Consider the following 16075-nt stretch of genomic DNA (forward strand, 5'->3'; position numbering starts at 1 on the left):
CCGAGCAGAAGCGCCGTGCGATGAGCTGGGCGCAACGGCTCAAGCGGGTCTTTTCCATCGACATCACCACCTGCGCCCACTGCGGCGGCGCGGTACGGATCGTCGCCAGCATCGAGGAACCCAAAACCATCCGCGCCATCCTCGCCCACTTCGAGAAGCACGGCGCGCTGGAGCAAGCGCACTACCGGCCCGCAGCGCGCGCGCCGCCGCCGGCCGCGTGACGAGGTGCCGGCCACGCAGCCGGCAGCCAAGCCAGAGTCCGATCCGATGCGGCCACGACCCCGCAGGGCTGCGCTCGGCCCTGTGCCGGGATTCGGTGAGAAATGGCTACGCACTGAGCCGCTGCGTGGCCCCGCGATGTCGAAAACCCACGCATGAACCCCCGATCTGTGCCCGATCTGTGCCCAAAGCGGCGCTTGCGTGGCCGCGTCCTACCCGCCAGACTCGCCAAAAAGGGCGGTTGAACTTCCTATACCCGAGGACACCATCGCCATCCTGCGCGGGCTCAAGGAACGCTACGCGGTGCACCACGGCGTGGAGATCACCGATCCGGCGATCGTCGCCGCGGCCACGCTGTCCAACCGCTACATCGCCGACCGCCAGCTGCCGGACAAGGCCATCGACCTGATGGACGAGGCCGCGTCGCGCATCCGCATGGAGATCGACTCCAAGCCCGAGGAACTCGACCGCAAGGAGCGGCGCCTGATCCAGCTCAAGATCCAGCGCGAGGCGCTGAAGAAGGAGAAGGACGCCGAGTCGAAGCAGCGCCTGGCCGACCTGGAAACCGAGATCGAAGGCCTGGAGCGCGACTACAACGACCTCGAGGAAATCTGGAAGGCCGAGAAGGCCACCGTGCAGGGCGCCACGAAGATCAAGGAACAGATCGAGCAGGCGCGACTGCAGCTCGAGGCCGCGCAGCGCCAGCAGGACTACGCCAGGATGAGCGAGATCCAGTACGGCACGCTGCCGGAGCTGGAGAAGCAGCTCAAGGCCGCGCAGGAGGCCGAGACCACCTGCTTCCAGCTGCTGCAGGACCGGGTGACCGCCGAGGAGATCGCGGAAGTCGTCGCGCGCTGGACCGGCATCCCGGTGTCCAAGATGCTCGAGGGCGAGCGCGAGAAGCTGCTGAAGATGGAGGACGCGCTGCATGGCCGCGTGGTCGGCCAGGACGAGGCGATCAAGGTGGTCTCCGATGCCGTGCGCCGCTCGCGCGCGGGGCTGTCCGATCCCAATCGCCCCAGCGGTTCGTTCCTGTTCCTCGGCCCGACCGGCGTGGGCAAGACCGAACTGTGCAAGGCGCTGGCCGAATTCCTGTTCGACAGCGCGGACGCGATGGTGCGCATCGACATGAGCGAGTTCATGGAGAAGCACGCGGTCTCGCGCCTGGTCGGTGCGCCCCCGGGCTACGTCGGCTACGAGGAGGGCGGCTACCTCACCGAGGCGGTGCGGCGCCGGCCGTACAGCGTGATCCTGCTCGACGAGGTCGAGAAGGCGCATCCGGACGTGTTCAACATCCTGCTGCAGGTGCTCGACGACGGCCGCCTGACCGATGGCCAGGGCCGCACGGTGGACTTCCGCAACACGGTGATCGTGATGACGTCCAACCTGGGCAGCCAGATGATCCAGGAGCTGTCGGGCGACACGCCGGAAAGCTACACGCAGATGAAGGCCGCGGTGATGGGCGTGGTGCAGGCGCACTTCCGGCCCGAGTTCATCAACCGGCTCGACGACATCGTGGTGTTCCATCCGCTGGACAAGGCGCAGATCCGCTCGATCGCGCGCATCCAGCTGCGCGGGCTGGAAAAGCGCCTGGGCGAGCGGGGCATCCGCATCGAGGTCTCGGACAAGGCCTTCGACCTGCTGGGCAACGTCGGCTTCGACCCGGTGTACGGCGCGCGGCCGCTCAAGCGGGCGATCCAGCAGCAGCTGGAGAATCCGCTGGCGCAGCGGATCCTGTCGGGCGACTTCGGCAGCGGCGACGTGATCCGGGTCGATGCCGACGGCGGATCGCTCGTCTTCCACAAGGCCTGATGTCCGGCGGTCGCGGGGCGCGTACCGGTGCGCCCCGCGCCACGCTCTCCTCAACCCCCACGGCGTGCTGCTAGACTTGCCGCGCCTGAGGTGACCGCCGGCCTGGCCGGTGGTTGAAACGGGAATCCGGTGCGCCCCGTCGTCACGCGACGACGCGGCAATTCCGGAGCTGCCCCCGCAACAGTAGGCGAGCCAGGTCCGCACACAGCCACTGTGCCAAGCGCATGGGAAGGCGCGGACCGGGAGCGACGGTCGCGATGACACGACGCTCCACTCGCAAGCCCGGAGACCGGCCACAGGTTTCGATTGGCACGCGGTGGGCGCTGTCATGGGGCCCGTGCGCCTGCACGTTGCGCCATGACCACTCCTTGCCGTTTGCCCTGGCCCAACGACACCGCGCGGGCAGGCGCGGTCCAAGGAGTTCCCCGTGCAGTTTCCCCGGCATTGCCTCGCCGTGGCCGCGCTTGCGGTCGCGTCGTCCCCTGTATTCCCCTCCCACGCATCCGGCCCGGTCCCCGCGACCGACCTCGACAAAGTCGTGGTCACCGCCAGCCGCACCGTGCGCACCCAGGACCAGTCGCTCGCCGCGGTCAGCGTGATCGACCGCGAGCGCATCGAGCGCCTGCAACCGCCCTCGCTGCCGGCGCTGCTGCGCGGCCTGCCGGGCGTCTCGCTGGCCAACAACGGCGGGCCGGGCAAGTCGACCTCGCTGTACCTGCGCGGCACCGAGTCCGACCACGTGCTGGTGCTGGTCGACGGCGTCAAGATCGGCTCGGCGACGAGCGGCGGCGCCGCGCTGCAGGACATTCCGGTCGAACTGGTCGAGCGGATCGAGATCGTGCGCGGGCCGTTCTCCAGCCTGTACGGCTCGGAGGCGCTCGGCGGCGTGGTGCAGATCTTCACCCGGCGCCCGAAGGGCGCGTTCGCGCCGTACCTGGGCGTCGGCATCGGCAGCGAGCGGACCCGCAACCTGTCGGCCGGTGTGGCCGGTCGCGCCGGCGAAGGCTGGTATTCGCTGGGTGCGGCCCATACCGAAACCGACGGCATCGACGCCTACCGCGGCGACCCGTCGCGCGCCACGCCCGAGCCCTACCTGGACCCCGACCGCGACGGCTACCGCAACGGCTCGGTGACGCTGCAGGGCGGCTACCGCTTCGGCGAGCACTGGGACGCCGAGGCCCGCGTGTTCCGCGCGCAGGCCCACAACGAATACGACGGCAGCCAGAACAACGAGGCCGACAACGTCCAGCAGGTCGTCGCCGCGCGCCTGCGCTACACCGCCGACGGCCCGCTGACGCTGGTGCTCAACGCCGGGCGCAGCGCCGACCTCAGCGATGCCTACATGGACGGCGTCTATTCGAGCACCTTCGACACCCGCCGCGCGATCGCCTCGCTGCAGGCCGACATCGGCATCGGCGAAGGGCTGCTCAGCGCCGGCCTGGACTGGCAGGGCGACGAGGTCGACAGCACCACCGTCTACACCGTCGACCGCCGCCACAACCGCGCGCTGTTCGCGCAGTGGCAACAGGAGATCGGTGACCACGCGCTGCAGGCCAGCCTGCGCCGGGACGACAACAGCCAGTTCGGCGGCCGCACCACCGGCAGCGCGCTGTGGGGCTGGGACTTCGCCGATGCGCTGCGGCTGACCGCCAGCTACGGCACCGCGTTCAAGGCGCCCACCTTCAACGAGCTGTACTTCACCGGCTACGGCAATCCCGACCTGCGGCCGGAGACGTCGGACAGCATCGAGCTGGGACTGCGCGGCGAGCATGGCCGCGGCGGCTGGGCCATCAACGCCTTCCAGTCGGAGATCGACGACCTGATCGCCTACGACTCGCGCCTGGTCGACGACACGCATCCCTACGGGCAGCCCAACAACATCGACCGCGCCCGCATCCGCGGGCTGGAGCTGGTCGGCCACGCCACGCTGGCCGGCTGGCTGCTGCAGGCCAACGCCTCGTGGCTGGACCCGCGCAACGACAGCAACGGCGCCAGCGCGGGCAACGTCCTGCCGCGCCGCGCACGCCGCACCGCACGGCTGGAGGCGGACCGCGAGCTGGGCCGGTTCAGCATCGGCGCCACGGTCAACGCCGCCGGCGAGCGGTTCGACGACCTCGCCAACCGCAAGCGGATGGCCGGCTACGCCACCGTCGACTTGCGCGTGGGCTACGCGCTGGCGCCGCAATGGCAGCTACGCCTGGGCACCGACAACGTGTTCGACCGCGACTACGAGACCGCGAAGTTCTATCGCCAGCCCGGTCGCAGCTGGCTGCTGAGCCTGCGTTACAGCGGCGGCTGAGCGCCCGCCGCCATTGCCGGTGCCCCGGCCGGGGCACCGGCGCGACTCCCTGCCGAACCTGATCCCGCATCCACTTCCGGAGCCTTCCATGATCGACCGCAGTTCGAACCTTCCGTTCTCCTCCCGCCAGGCGCAGACCGGCATCGCCATCGTGCTGGCCGTGCTGCTGGTGGCCACCCGCGGCAACCATGTCGCCAGCATCAACGCGCTGCCGGGCGGCTCGTGGGCGGTGTTCTTCCTCGCCGGTGCGTTGCTGCGCCCGCGCTGGGCGTTCTTCGCACTGTTCGCGCTGGCGGTGTCGGTCGATTTCGCCAGCCTGACGCTGGAGCGCATCGCCGGCACCTGCATGACGCCGGGTTACTGGATGCTGCTGCCGGCCTACGCACTGCTGTGGGGCGGTGGCCGGCTGTATTCGCGGATCCACGTCGAGCGGCCGGCGACCGTGCTGCGGCTGGCGGCGGTGATGGTGGTGGCGTCGGTGCTGGCCTACCAGTTCTCCGGCGGCGGCTACTACCTGCTGTCGGGTACCCAGCCCGACCCGAGCGTGGCGGAGTACGTGGCACGGATGCTGAAGTACCTGCCGCAGCGGTTGTTCAGCCTGTCGGTCTACGTGGCGGCCGCCGCCGCGATGTACGCGGCATGGCGGGTGGCCGGGCGCGTGGCGGGGGGTTCTGCCCACGCCCGCGGGGCCTGAGCCGGTGGGCGGCGTGCGCGTGGATAGCCCCGACACCGCCGACACTGCGGGCGCGGCCGGCACCCCGGAGCGCCACCGCGAGCGGGCGCAGCGCAAGAAGGAGCTGGTCGACCGGCGGATCGCGCGGGCGACCATTGACCGCGGCGTTGTGGTGGTCAACACCGGCAACGGCAAGGGCAAGAGCTCGTCGGGGTTCGGCATGCTCGCCCGCTCGCTCGGGCATGGCTTCCGCTGCGGGGTGGTGCAGTTCATCAAGGGCCGCAGCACCACCGGGGAGGACCTGTTCTTCCGGACCCTGGGAGTAGCCTTCACCGATCGCCTCCGGTACCACGTGATGGGCGAGGGCTTCACCTGGGAAACCCAGGACCGCGATCGCGACATCGCCAGCGCGCAGGCGGCCTGGGCGGTGGCGGCCGGCATGCTGGCCGATGAGACCTGCGACTTCGTGCTGCTGGACGAGCTGAACATCGCGCTGGTCAAGGGCTACGTCGCGGTCGAGCAGGTGCTGGAGGCACTGGCGGCGCGGCCACCGCGCCAGCACGTGGTGATCACCGGCCGCGGCGCGCCCGCGGCGCTGGTCGAGGCTGCCGACACGGTCACCGAGATGCGCGTGGTCAAGCATGCGTTCAAGGCCGGCATCAAGGCGCAGAAGGGCATCGAGCTGTGACCGGGCAGACCGACGCCACGGGCACCCGCCACTGCCCGGCGCTGCTGGTGTCGGCGCCCGCGTCGGGGCAGGGCAAGACCAGCGTGACCGCCGCCCTGGCCCGCTGGCACCGCCGCCAAGGCCGGCGGGTGCGCGTGTTCAAGACCGGTCCGGACTTCCTTGATCCGATGATCCACGAGCGCGCCAGCGGGGCGCCGGTGCAGCAACTGGACCTGTGGATGTGCGGCGAGGACGACGTGCGCGCGCGCCTGCATGTCGCCGCCGGCGAGGCCGACCTGATCCTGATCGAAGGCGTGATGGGGCTGTTCGACGGCGAGCCGTCCAGCGCCGACCTCGCGCAGCGGCTGGGCCTGCCGGTGCTGGCGGTGATCGACGGTTCGGCGATGGCGCAGACCTTCGGCGCGCTGGCGACCGGGCTGGCGCGTTACCGCGACGGGCTGGCGCTGTACGGCGTCGCCGCCAACCGGGTCGGCAGCGACTATCACGCCGGCCTGCTCGAGAAGAGTCTGCCGGACGACCTGCAGTGGCTCGGCGCGCTGCCGCGCGGGGACGCGATGAAGCTGCCGGAGCGCCACCTCGGGCTGGTCGCCGCCGGTGAGCTGGAGGACCTCGACGCACGGCTGGAGGCGCTGGCCGATGCCTGGGGCCGGCACGCCGCCACCGGGCTGCCGCCGCCGGTCGCGTTCGCCCCGGCCGAGCCGCGGCCGGTGCCGCAACTGCTCGCCGGCAAGCGCGTTGCGATCGCGCGCGACGCCGCGTTCTGCTTCATTTATCCGGCCAACATCGCGCTGCTGCGCGCGGCGGGCGCGGAGCTGGCGTGGTTCTCGCCACTGGCCGGCGACGCGCTGCCGGCCTGCGACGCGGTATGGCTGCCCGGCGGCTACCCGGAGCTGCACCTGCAGACGCTGTCGCAACAGTCGTCGCTGCATGCCGCCCTGCGCGCGCACCGCGACGCCGGCAAGCCGCTGCTGGCCGAGTGCGGTGGGCTGCTGTACCTGCTGGATTCGCTGGCCGGGCGCGACGGCGCCGCCTCGCCGATGGCCGGCCTGCTGCGCGGGCACGCCACGCTGCAGGCGCGGCTGGCCGGGCTTGGCATGCAGCAGGTCGAACTGCCCGAGGGCGTGCTGCGCGGGCACACCTTCCACCACGTCCGTGCCGAAATCGAAGCCGAGCCCATCGCGCTGGCGTCCAACCCCAACCGCGGCCCGAGCAACGAAGGGATCTATCGCGACCGCCGGCTGACCGCCAGCTTCGTGCACTTCTACTTCCCGTCCAACCCGGAAGCGGCGCTACGGCTGCTGCTGCCATGAGGACGCGACGGTGAGCCTGGCTTTGGTCGCCGAACTGGCGCTGCTGCGAGCCGGTGCAGCGACGGTCGCGGTGGCGCTGGACGCGATGTTCGGTGAGCCGCGCCGTGGCCATCCGCTGGTCGGCTTCGGCCGGCTGACCGGCTGGATCGAACGCCGGCTGTACCGCGACCACCGGTTGGCCGGGGTGCTGGCCTGGTCGTGCGCGGTGCTGCCGCTGGTAGCGTTGGCCGCGGCGGTGGAGTGGTTTGCGCAGGCCGGGTCGCCGTGGGTCGCGGCGGCGCTGGGCGCGCTGGTGCTGGCGCTGGCGATCGGCCATCGCAGCCTGGGCGAGCACGCCGCGCCGGTCGCCGCCGCGCTGGAGGCCGGAGACCTGGATGCGGCGCGCGGCGCGGTCGCACGCATGGTCAGCCGCGACACCGTGGCGCTGGACGCCACCCAGACCGCCGCGGCGACGACCGAGTCGGTGCTGGAAAACGGCTGCGACGCGGTGTTCGGCGCGCTGTTCTGGTTCGCCCTGCTGGGCCTGCCGGGGGTGGTGCTGTACCGGTTGGCCAACACCCTCGATGCGATGTGGGGTTACCGCAACTCGCGCTACCACCGCTTCGGCTGGGCCGCGGCGCGGATCGACGACGGGCTCAACCTGCTGCCGGCGCGGCTGACCGCGCTGGCGTATGCGCTGTGCGGACACACCGCGCGCGCGCTGCGCTGCTGGTCGGCGCAGGCGCGGCACTGGAAGAGCCCCAATGCCGGCCCGGTGATGGCCGCCGGCGCCGGGGCGATCGGCGTGCGGCTGGGGGGAGCGGCGCCGTATCACGGCCGCTGGCAGCTCCGGCCGGAACTGGGCGAGGGCGGGCCTGCCGGAGCGGAGTCGATCCGGCGCGCGCTGCGGCTGGTGCGCGACGCGTTGCTGGTCTGGCTGTTGGCGCTCTGGGCACTCGCCATCGCCTTGAACTGGGCCGGGCCCGAGGGGCCGCATGCTTGAGCACGGAGGGCGCCTGCTCCGCGCCGCACGCCAGTACCGGATCGACCCATCGCAGTGGCTGGACCTGTCGACCGGCATCAACCCGGACGGCTGGCCGGTGCCGCCGGTCCCGGCGCAGGTCTGGCAACGCCTGCCGGAGGACGACGACGGCCTGGTCGAGATCGCGTGCGACTACTACGGCGCGCCGTCGCTGCTGCCGGTGGCCGGATCGCAGGCGGCGATCCAGATGCTGCCGCGACTGCGCGCGCCGTCGCGGGTCGCGGTGCTGGCGCCGGGCTACGCCGAGCACGCACACGCCTGGCAGCGCGCCGGCCACGCGGTGGAGCGGCTGCCGGCCGCGGACATCCACGCGCGAGCGGCGGAGTTCGACGTCGTCGTGCTGATCCATCCCAACAATCCCGGCGGCGAGCGGTTCGATGTCGGCGCGCTGCTGCAGCTGCACGCCGCGCTCGCCGCGCGCGGTGGCTGGCTGGTGGTCGACGAGGCGTTCATGGACGCCGATCCCACCCACAGCCTGTGCCCGCACAGCGACCGCGAGGGGCTGGTGGTGCTGCGCTCGGTCGGCAAGTTCTTCGGCCTCGCCGGCGCGCGGGTCGGCTTCGCCTGCGCCGCACCGGCGCTGCTGGACGCCCTGCGCGAGCGGCTCGGGCCGTGGACGCTGACCGGGCCCAGCCGCTTCGTCGTGGCCCGGGCACTGGCCGACCGCGACTGGCATGCCCGCGTGCGCACCGCGCTGGCCGGTCGCAGCGCCCGCCTGGCGACCCTGCTGGTGACCCACGGCCTGGCGCCCGATGGTGGCTGCGCATTCTTCCACTGGCGCCGCGACGCCCGCGCCGCGCAACTGCACGACGCGCTGGCCCGGCGCGGCATCCTGGTGCGGCACTTCGACGCGCCGGCCAGCCTGCGTTTCGGCCTGCCGCGCGACGCCGCCGACTTCGACCGGCTCGACGCGGCGCTGGCGGCGGTGATGGCATGAGCGCGCGCGTGCTGATGGTGCAGGGCTGCACCTCCGACGCCGGCAAGAGCGCGCTGGTCACCGCGCTGTGCCGCTGGGCCCGCCGTCGCGGCCTGTCGGTGGCGCCGTTCAAGCCGCAGAACATGGCCCTGAATGCAGCGGTGACCGTCGACGGCGGCGAGATCGGCCGTGCCCAGGCGGTGCAGGCACAGGCCTGCGGGCTCGACCCGCACACCGACTTCAACCCGGTGCTGCTCAAGCCGTGCAGCGACACCGGCGCGCAGGTGATCGTGCACGGCCAGCCGGTCGGCAACATGGATGCGGTGCGCTACCACCGCTACAAGCCGCGGGCCTTCGAAGCGGTGCTGGCCTCGCACGCGCGGCTGGTCGCACGCCACGACGCGGTGATCGTGGAAGGCGCCGGCAGCCCGGCCGAGATCAACCTGCGCGAGCACGACATCGCCAACATGGGCTACGCCGAGGCGATCGACTGCCCGGTACTGCTGGTGGCCGACATCGACCGCGGCGGGGTGTTCGCGCACCTGGTCGGAACCCTGGCGCTGCTGTCGGACAGTGAGCGCGCGCGGGTGGCCGGCTTCGTCATCAACCGTTTCCGCGGTGACATCGCGCTGCTGCAGCCGGGGCTGGACTGGCTGGCGCGGCACACCGGCAAGCCGGTGCTCGGGGTGCTGCCGTTCCTGCAGGGGCTGTACCTGGAGGCCGAGGACGGCCTGTCGACCGTGCGTGCCGATGCCGCCGCGGGCGCACCGTTGCGGCTGCAGGTGGTGGTGCCGGCGCTGCCGCGGATCAGCAACCACACCGACCTCGACGCCCTGCGCGCGCATCCGCAGGTCGAGCTGCACGTGGTCGGGCCCGGCCGCGCGCCGCCGCCGGCCGACCTGATCGTGCTGCCCGGCTCCAAGGCGGTGCGCGCCGACCTGGCGTGGCTGCGCGCGCAGGGCTGGGAGCCGCTGATCGCCCGCCACCTGCGCCACGGCGGCAAGCTGCTGGGCATCTGCGGCGGGCTGCAGATGCTCGGCCGCGCGGTGCACGATCCGCTCGGCATCGAGGGCGCCGCCGGATCCAGCGCCGGCCTGGGCTGGCTGGCGCTGGAAACCACGCTCGAAGCCGACAAGCAGCTGCGCAACGTCCGCGGGCTGTTGCAACTTGCGGGTGCCGACGCCGCGGTGCCGGTGCATGGCTACGAGATCCACTGCGGCCGCAGCGAGGGCGCGGCGCTGGACCGCCCGCTGCTGCGGTTCGACGACGGCCGCGAGGACGGCGCCCGGTCCGACGACGGCCAGGTGCTGGGCTGCTACCTGCACGGACTGTTCGACGCCCCGCAGGCGCTGGATGCGCTGCTGCGCTGGGCCGGCCTGCGCGAGGTGCAGCCGCTCGACATCCACGCCCTGCGCGAGGCCTCGATCGAACGCCTGGCCGACGCGGTCGAGGCGCACCTGGACGTGGCCTTGCTGTCGCGGCTGCTCGGCCTGGAGGCGCCATGCGAAGCCTGATCCTCGGCGGCGCGCGATCCGGCAAGAGCGCGCTGGCCGAGCGCCTGGCCGGCGGGTTCGACGACGTGGTCTACATCGCCACCGCCCGCCGCGAGCCCGCCGACGCCGAGATGGCCGCGCGCATCGCCCACCACCGCGACCGGCGCCCCGCGCACTGGGGCTGCATCGAGGAGCCGCTGGCGCTGGCCGCGACCCTGCGCGCGCAGGCCCGCCCGGGCCGCTGCCTGCTGGTCGACTGCCTCAACCTGTGGCTGAGCAACCTGCTGCTCGATGCCGACGCCGGCCGCTACGCGCGCGAGCGTGCGGCGTTGCTGCAGGCGCTGCCGGACCTGCCCGGCGCGACCGTGCTGGTCGGCAACGAGGTCGGCATGGGGTTGGTCCCGATGGGAGAACTGCCGCGCCGCTTCGTCGATGAAGCCGGCCGCCTGCACCAGGATCTTGCCGCCCGCTGCGAGCGGGTGGTGTTCGTCGCGGCGGGACTGCCGCTGGCACTGAAGGGAGCCCTGCCATGAACCACCAAGCGCTGCGCGCCGCCTGCATGCAGCCCGACGCCGCGATCGAAGCCGCCGCGCGCGCGCACCAGTCGCGCCTGACCAAGCCGCCGGGCTCGCTGGGCCGTCTGGAAGACGCCACGATCCAGCTGGCCGCGCTGCAGCGCAGTCCGCAGCCTCGCGCCGCGCGGGTGTGGATCAGCGTGTTCGCCGCCGACCACGGCGTGGCCGACGAGGGCGTGTCGGCGTTCCCGCAGGCGGTGACCGGCGAGATGGTGCGCAACTTCGTCCACGGCGGCGCCGCGATCAGCGTGCTGGCGCGCGAACTGGGCGCGCGGCTGGAGGTGGTGAACCTCGGCCTGGTCAACGATCCCGGCGCGCTCGATGGCGTGCGCCGCGCGGTGATCGCCGCGGCCAGCGGCAACTTCTGCAACGGCCCGGCGATGAGCCCGGCGCAGCTGCAGGCGGCGCTGGCCGCCGGCGCCGACAGCGTGGCCGCCGCGCTGGCCGACGGCAGCGACCTGTTCATCGGCGGCGAGATGGGCATCGCCAACACCACCACCGCCACCGCGCTGGGCTGCGCCCTGCTGGGTCTGCCGCCGGAACGGCTGGCCGGCGCCGGCACCGGGCTGGACGCCGCCGGCATCCGCCACAAGGCGGCGGTGGTCGCACGCGCGCTGCAGCGCCACGCCGGTGCCGCCGACCCGCTGGAACAGCTGCGCTGCCTTGGCGGCTTCGAGATCGCCGCGCTCACCGGCGCCTTCATCGCCGCCGCGCAGGCCGGGCTGCCGGTGCTGGTCGACGGCTACATCACCACGGTCGCGGCGCTGGCCGCGGTGCGGATCAATCCGGGCGTGCGGCCGTGGCTGCTGTTCGGCCACCGCTCGCAGGAACGCGGCCACGACGCGGTGCTGGCCGCGCTGCAGGCCGAACCGCTGCTCGACCTCGGCATGCGTCTGGGCGAGGCCAGCGGCGCGGCGGGCGCGGTGCCGCTGCTGCGCCTGGCCTGCGCGCTGCACGGGACGATGGCGACGTTCGAGCAGGCCGGCGTGTCCGACGCCACGGGAGCGCGGTCATGATTGAACTGATGCGCCATGGCGACACCGGCCAGCGCAGCTACCGCGGCCAGATCGACGACCCGCTGACCGATCTCGGCTGGGCGCAACTGCGCGCCGCCGCGGTCGGCCGCGACTGGGACCTGGTGGTGTCGTCCACCCTGCAGCGTTGCGCCGCCTTCGCGCGCGAGCTTGCCGGCGCCCGCGGCGTGCCGCTGCAGCTCGACCCGCGCCTGGTCGAATACCACTTCGGCGACTGGCAGGGCGTGCCGATCGAGCAGATCGATGCCACCGACCGCGCGGCGCTGGGGCGCTTCTGGGCCGACCCGGTGGCGCATCCGCCGCCGGGGGCCGAGACCTTTGCGCAGTTCCGCGCGCGGCTGTCGGCCGCGCTGGACGACGTGGCCGCGCAGGCGCAGGACCGACGCGTGCTCGTGATCACCCATGGCGGCGCGATCCGGCTGCTGCGCTGCGTCGCCGAGGGCCGTGATTTCGGCGACATGGCCGGCATCGACGTCGCCCACGCCTCGCTGCATCCCCTGGCTTGGCCGCCGCGGCAGGACATGGCGGGCGCTGGCGCCGCGCAGCGGCGTCCGGCGCTGGCGTGATCGGCTCCGGACTGCGCGGCCTGCTGGTCGCGGTCGGATTCATGACCCGGATCCCGGTGCCGTCGCGGGCGTTCGGCGACGCCCGCGCGCAGGCGCTGTCGCTGGCCTGGTACCCGGCGGTCGGCCTGCTGCTGGGCGGGATGCTGCTGGCGCTGGCGTGGGCGACGTCGGGGCTGCCGCCCCTGCTGCAGGGCGCGCTGCTGCTGCTGGCCTGGACCGGGCTGACCGGGGCAATGCACCTGGACGGGCTGGCCGACAGCGCGGACGCCTGGGTCGGCGGCATGGCTGGCGACGCCGATGCGCGTCGCGAGCGCACGCTGGCGATCATGAAGGACCCGCAGTGCGGACCAGTCGGCGTGGTCGCACTGGGCCTGCTGCTGCTGCTCAAGTTCGCCGTGCTGGCGAGCCTTCCGGCAGCGGCGTGGCCAGCGCTGCTGTTGGCGCCGCTGCTGGCCCGCGCGATGCTGGTGCCGGCGTTTACCCGACTGCCGTACGTGCGCCGCGGCGGACTTGGCGCGGCCCTGCCGGGTGCGCCGCGCGCCGCGTGCGTGCTGTCGCTGCTGGCGAGCGCAGCGGTGTGCGCGACGGCCGGCTGGCGCGGCGCGCTGGTGGTGGCGGTGGCGGTGCTTGTGTTCGCCGTCTGGTGCCGGGCCTGTCTGCGCCGGCTCGGAGGGATCACGGGCGATACCGCCGGCGCGCTGGTCGAACTGGTCGAGGTCGCCGTGCTGGTGGCGCTGGCGGCGACCCCGCCCTAGGCAGCGCAGACGGCAGGTGGTGGTCGCCGCAGTCGAATGCGGTCGCCATCACCTCCGGCGATGGTTGGAGCTGAAACCATGCGGCTGCCCGATGGCGAGCTGGGCTATCTTCCCGGGTCCTGAATTCGATCCGTGCCGCGAGTCCGTCATGAGCAAGCAGAGCTGGAAGCCCGAAACCATTGCCGTCCACGCCGGCTACTCGCCCGACCCGACCACGCGTGCGGTCGCGGTGCCGATCTACCAGACGGTGGCCTACGCCTTCGACAGCGCCCAGCACGGCGCCGACCTGTTCGACCTCAAGGTGCCGGGCAACATCTACACCCGGATCATGAATCCCACCACCGACGTGCTCGAGCAGCGCGTCGCCGCGCTGGAAGGCGGGATCGGCGCGCTGGCGCTGGCCTCGGGCCAGGCGGCGATCACCTATGCGATCCAGACGATCTCCGAGGCCGGCGACAACATCGTTTCCTCGGCCGCGCTGTACGGTGGCACCTACAACCTGTTCGCGCACACGCTGCCGCAGTTCGGCATCGAGACGCGCTTCGCCGACCATCGCGATCCGGAGTCGTTCGGCAAGCTGATCGACGCGCGCACCAAGGCCGTGTTCGTCGAGTCGATCGGCAACCCGCTCGGCAACATCACCGACATCGAGGCGGTGGCCAGGGTCGCGCATGCGCACGGCGTGCCGCTGATCGTCGACAACACCGTGCCCACGCCCTACCTGCTGCGCCCCATCGATTTCGGCGCCGACATCGTGGTGCACTCGCTCACCAAGTACCTGGGCGGGCACGGCAACAGCATCGGCGGCGCGATCGTGGACTCGGGCAGGTTCCCCTGGGCCGAACACAAGGCGCGCTTCCGCCGCCTCAACGAGCCGGACGTGAGCTACCACGGCGTGGTCTACACCGAGGCGCTGGGGCCGGCCGCCTACATCGGCCGCGCGCGCGTGGTGCCGCTGCGCAATACCGGCGCGGCGCTGTCGCCGTTCAACGCGTTCCTGATCCTGCAGGGCATCGAGACGCTGCCGCTGCGCATGGACCGGATCAATGCCAACACCCTGGCCGTCGCGCGACGCCTGCAGGCCCATCCGAAGGTCGAGTGGGTCAACTACGCCAGCCTCGAGGGCCACGCCGACCATGCGCTGGCGCAGAAATACCTGCGCGGCGGCGGTGCCTCGGGCCTGTTCACCTTCGGCCTGCGCGGCGGGCGCGAGGCGGGCGCGCGATTCCTCGACGCCCTGCAGCTGTTCACGCGGCTGGTGAACATCGGCGACACGCGCTCGCTGGCCACGCATCCGGCCTCGACCACGCATCGCCAGCTTTCCCCGGCGGAACTGGCGCAGGCCGGCGTGAGCGAGGATACGGTGCGCCTGTGCATCGGCATCGAACATGTCGACGACCTGATCGCGGATCTGGAGCAGGCGCTGGCACGGGCCTGAGCGGCGAAGCCGGCGGGTCGGGCGGCTGGCCGGGGCTGGCAACGGCCGCTTGCCGCAGTCACGGCGGAAGAGGTCTGGTCGCCGGCATGCGCGATGCGACGGACATCGCGCTGCGTCCGGCGCCGCTCGCGAGCGGCATTCAGATAAAGCGCTCCCGCAGCATCGCGACGCCCGCGCTCGCCGGCAGGCGCAGCTGCTCGCTGGCGTACGCGCTCACCGCACTGTCGACAGGATTGACCTCGATGACCTGCGCACGCCGTTGCCGCGCGCGCAGCGGCAGCGACGCGGCCGGATGCACCAGGCCGGACGTGCCGACCACCACCAGGACATCGCAACCGTCGATCGCGGCGCATGCGCGCGCCCACGCGTCCTCCGGCAGCGCCTCGCCGAACCAGACCACGCCAGGCCGGAACGGGCCGCCGCACAGGGGGCAGGCGGGTGGCGTCTCCCGGGCCCCATGCCGACCCCGCCGTGCTTGAGCGATTGGTGGCGGAATGGGCGCCGCGGGGCGTGCGCTCCATCGACTTGCCTAAAGCCGAACTCCCGGTGTGGCAGGCATATTTCGCCAACGGCGAACGCGCCTACTTCGGGCCGGACGACGGCACCTTGCTGCTGCGACGTGGCCCCGACAACGACGTGCTGATGTGGCTGCACGAATGGCATGTGGCGCTGCTGGCCCACGACACGGGCAAGCAGGTACTCGGCATTATCGGCTGGATCTCGCTGGGGCTGCTCTTGAGCGGTTTGTACCTGTGGTGGCCCAAGCCTGGGCGCTGGCGATCGCACTTGAAGGTACACGCACAGCCCCCGGCGCGAAGGTGGGCGACCTGGCACCGCAGTAGCGGCGCTTTGTTGCTGCCGCTTCTGCTGATGGCCACTGTGACCGGTGTAGGGATGGTCTATGGCAAGGGTTTCCATGCCGTGCTGACGGCGGCGTTCGGTGGTGCCGCGCCGCCCACGCCGGTGCTGGCGGGCACAGTGGAGAAAGTGGCATGGGATCCTGTGCTGAATCAGGCGCTCCACGCACTTCCAAGCGCCCGTCTGAGCCGCGCGTCCAATGATTCCTCTGGCGTGATTCGCAAGCCACTTTGCGTGATCGGCTAGCAAACGAAGGTGGGATGCCAGTGCGGGATTCGGTGAGGGATGTCCGCTCTTGGCCGTAGCGGGACACCCGCGCGGTGTCAGGCTTCGACCCAGCCTAGCCAGCCTCCCTTCTCGCGGTAGAACAGGTAGGGCGGAGCGGTGTTGATCGATACATTAGCAACCCTCATGTACG

Annotated in this window: 14 protein-coding genes, 2 pseudogenes and 1 riboswitch; of the genes and pseudogenes, 15 read left to right on the plus strand and 1 reads right to left on the minus strand. The window is 72.2% G+C overall.

Features of this window, described 5'->3' with window-relative positions; genetic code table 11:
- The 14 genes and pseudogenes from CYU89_RS14645 to CYU89_RS14710 form a co-directional block, all read left to right on the plus strand.
- A pseudogene (locus tag CYU89_RS14645) lies at positions 1–221 on the plus strand (IS91 family transposase); the annotation flags it as partial.
- 256 nt (positions 222–477) lie between these two features.
- A pseudogene (locus CYU89_RS14650) lies at positions 478–2031 on the plus strand (AAA family ATPase); the annotation flags it as partial.
- 71 nt (positions 2032–2102) lie between these two features.
- A riboswitch (cobalamin riboswitch) is annotated at positions 2103–2344 on the plus strand.
- Between the two features lie 114 nt (positions 2345–2458).
- Positions 2459–4330 (plus strand): TonB-dependent vitamin B12 receptor, encoded by a 1872-nt coding sequence (btuB, locus tag CYU89_RS14655; RefSeq protein ID WP_296282135.1) that lies wholly within the window; start codon positions 2459–2461, stop codon positions 4328–4330.
- A gap of 88 nt (positions 4331–4418) precedes the next feature.
- On the plus strand, positions 4419–5024 hold the full coding sequence (locus CYU89_RS14660) for a hypothetical protein (RefSeq protein WP_296282136.1): 606 nt from the start codon (positions 4419–4421) through the stop codon (positions 5022–5024).
- A gap of 19 nt (positions 5025–5043) precedes the next feature.
- Complete coding sequence (cobO, locus tag CYU89_RS14665) at positions 5044–5691, plus strand: cob(I)yrinic acid a,c-diamide adenosyltransferase (RefSeq protein ID WP_296282137.1); 648 nt, start codon at positions 5044–5046, stop codon at positions 5689–5691.
- Positions 5688–7001 (plus strand): cobyrinate a,c-diamide synthase, encoded by a 1314-nt coding sequence (locus CYU89_RS14670; RefSeq protein ID WP_296282139.1) that lies wholly within the window; start codon positions 5688–5690, stop codon positions 6999–7001. Before cobO ends, CYU89_RS14670 begins: the two co-directional genes overlap by 4 nt.
- Positions 7002–7086: 85 nt before the next feature.
- Positions 7087–7983: an adenosylcobinamide-phosphate synthase CbiB gene (cbiB, locus tag CYU89_RS14675; protein ID WP_296282234.1), complete on the plus strand. Its 897-nt coding sequence runs from the start codon at positions 7087–7089 to the stop codon at positions 7981–7983.
- Complete coding sequence (cobD, locus tag CYU89_RS14680; protein ID WP_296282141.1) at positions 7976–8959, plus strand: threonine-phosphate decarboxylase CobD; 984 nt, start codon at positions 7976–7978, stop codon at positions 8957–8959. Before cbiB ends, cobD begins: the two co-directional genes overlap by 8 nt.
- Positions 8956–10452 (plus strand): cobyric acid synthase, encoded by a 1497-nt coding sequence (locus tag CYU89_RS14685; RefSeq protein ID WP_296282143.1) that lies wholly within the window; start codon positions 8956–8958, stop codon positions 10450–10452. The genes cobD and CYU89_RS14685 overlap by 4 nt, the downstream gene beginning before the upstream one ends.
- A complete protein-coding gene (gene cobU / locus CYU89_RS14690) occupies positions 10440–10964 on the plus strand; it encodes a bifunctional adenosylcobinamide kinase/adenosylcobinamide-phosphate guanylyltransferase (protein ID WP_296282145.1) in 525 nt (174 codons plus the stop codon). Before CYU89_RS14685 ends, cobU begins: the two co-directional genes overlap by 13 nt.
- A complete protein-coding gene (gene cobT / locus CYU89_RS14695; protein ID WP_296282147.1) occupies positions 10961–12022 on the plus strand; it encodes a nicotinate-nucleotide--dimethylbenzimidazole phosphoribosyltransferase in 1062 nt (353 codons plus the stop codon). Before cobU ends, cobT begins: the two co-directional genes overlap by 4 nt.
- Positions 12019–12606 carry a histidine phosphatase family protein gene (locus CYU89_RS14700; protein ID WP_296282149.1) on the plus strand — a complete coding sequence of 196 codons (588 nt, stop codon included), beginning with the start codon at positions 12019–12021 and terminating at the stop codon, positions 12604–12606. Before cobT ends, CYU89_RS14700 begins: the two co-directional genes overlap by 4 nt.
- Entirely contained in the window at positions 12606–13361 is a 756-nt protein-coding gene (locus CYU89_RS14705; protein ID WP_296282235.1) for an adenosylcobinamide-GDP ribazoletransferase, read from the plus strand. The genes CYU89_RS14700 and CYU89_RS14705 overlap by 1 nt, the downstream gene beginning before the upstream one ends.
- Positions 13362–13509: 148 nt before the next feature.
- Entirely contained in the window at positions 13510–14799 is a 1290-nt protein-coding gene (locus CYU89_RS14710; protein WP_296282150.1) for an O-acetylhomoserine aminocarboxypropyltransferase/cysteine synthase family protein, read from the plus strand.
- Between the two features lie 139 nt (positions 14800–14938).
- Here CYU89_RS14710 and CYU89_RS14715 read toward each other — a convergent pair whose 3' ends face one another.
- Positions 14939–15295 (minus strand): Sir2 family NAD-dependent protein deacetylase, encoded by a 357-nt coding sequence (locus CYU89_RS14715; protein ID WP_080469314.1) that lies wholly within the window; start codon positions 15293–15295, stop codon positions 14939–14941.
- On the opposite strand from CYU89_RS14715, the gene CYU89_RS14720 reads away from it, so the two are divergent.
- Positions 15238–15903, plus strand: a complete 666-nt coding sequence (locus CYU89_RS14720; RefSeq protein ID WP_171974407.1) for a PepSY domain-containing protein — start codon at positions 15238–15240, stop codon at positions 15901–15903. The two genes, CYU89_RS14715 and CYU89_RS14720, sit on opposite strands and share 58 nt — an antisense overlap.
- The last annotated feature ends 172 nt before the right edge of the window (positions 15904–16075 follow it).

Source organism: Pseudoxanthomonas sp. (genome assembly GCF_002863005.1).
Classification (GTDB): Bacteria; Pseudomonadota; Gammaproteobacteria; order Xanthomonadales; family Xanthomonadaceae; genus Pseudoxanthomonas_A.

Excerpts from the sequence above, each read along its gene's own strand:
- CYU89_RS14660 (WP_296282136.1), top strand. The coding sequence starts at position 4,419 with ATGATCGACCGCAGTTCGAACCTTCCGTTCTCCTCCCGCCAGGCGCAG.
- cbiB (WP_296282234.1), top strand. The coding sequence starts at position 7,087 with ATGTTCGGTGAGCCGCGCCGTGGCCATCCGCTGGTCGGCTTCGGCCGG.
- cobD (WP_296282141.1), top strand. The coding sequence starts at position 7,976 with ATGCTTGAGCACGGAGGGCGCCTGCTCCGCGCCGCACGCCAGTACCGG.
- CYU89_RS14685 (WP_296282143.1), top strand. The coding sequence starts at position 8,956 with ATGAGCGCGCGCGTGCTGATGGTGCAGGGCTGCACCTCCGACGCCGGC.
- cobU (WP_296282145.1), top strand. The coding sequence starts at position 10,440 with ATGCGAAGCCTGATCCTCGGCGGCGCGCGATCCGGCAAGAGCGCGCTG.
- cobT (WP_296282147.1), top strand. The coding sequence starts at position 10,961 with ATGAACCACCAAGCGCTGCGCGCCGCCTGCATGCAGCCCGACGCCGCG.
- CYU89_RS14700 (WP_296282149.1), top strand. The coding sequence starts at position 12,019 with ATGATTGAACTGATGCGCCATGGCGACACCGGCCAGCGCAGCTACCGC.
- CYU89_RS14710 (WP_296282150.1), top strand. The coding sequence starts at position 13,510 with ATGAGCAAGCAGAGCTGGAAGCCCGAAACCATTGCCGTCCACGCCGGC.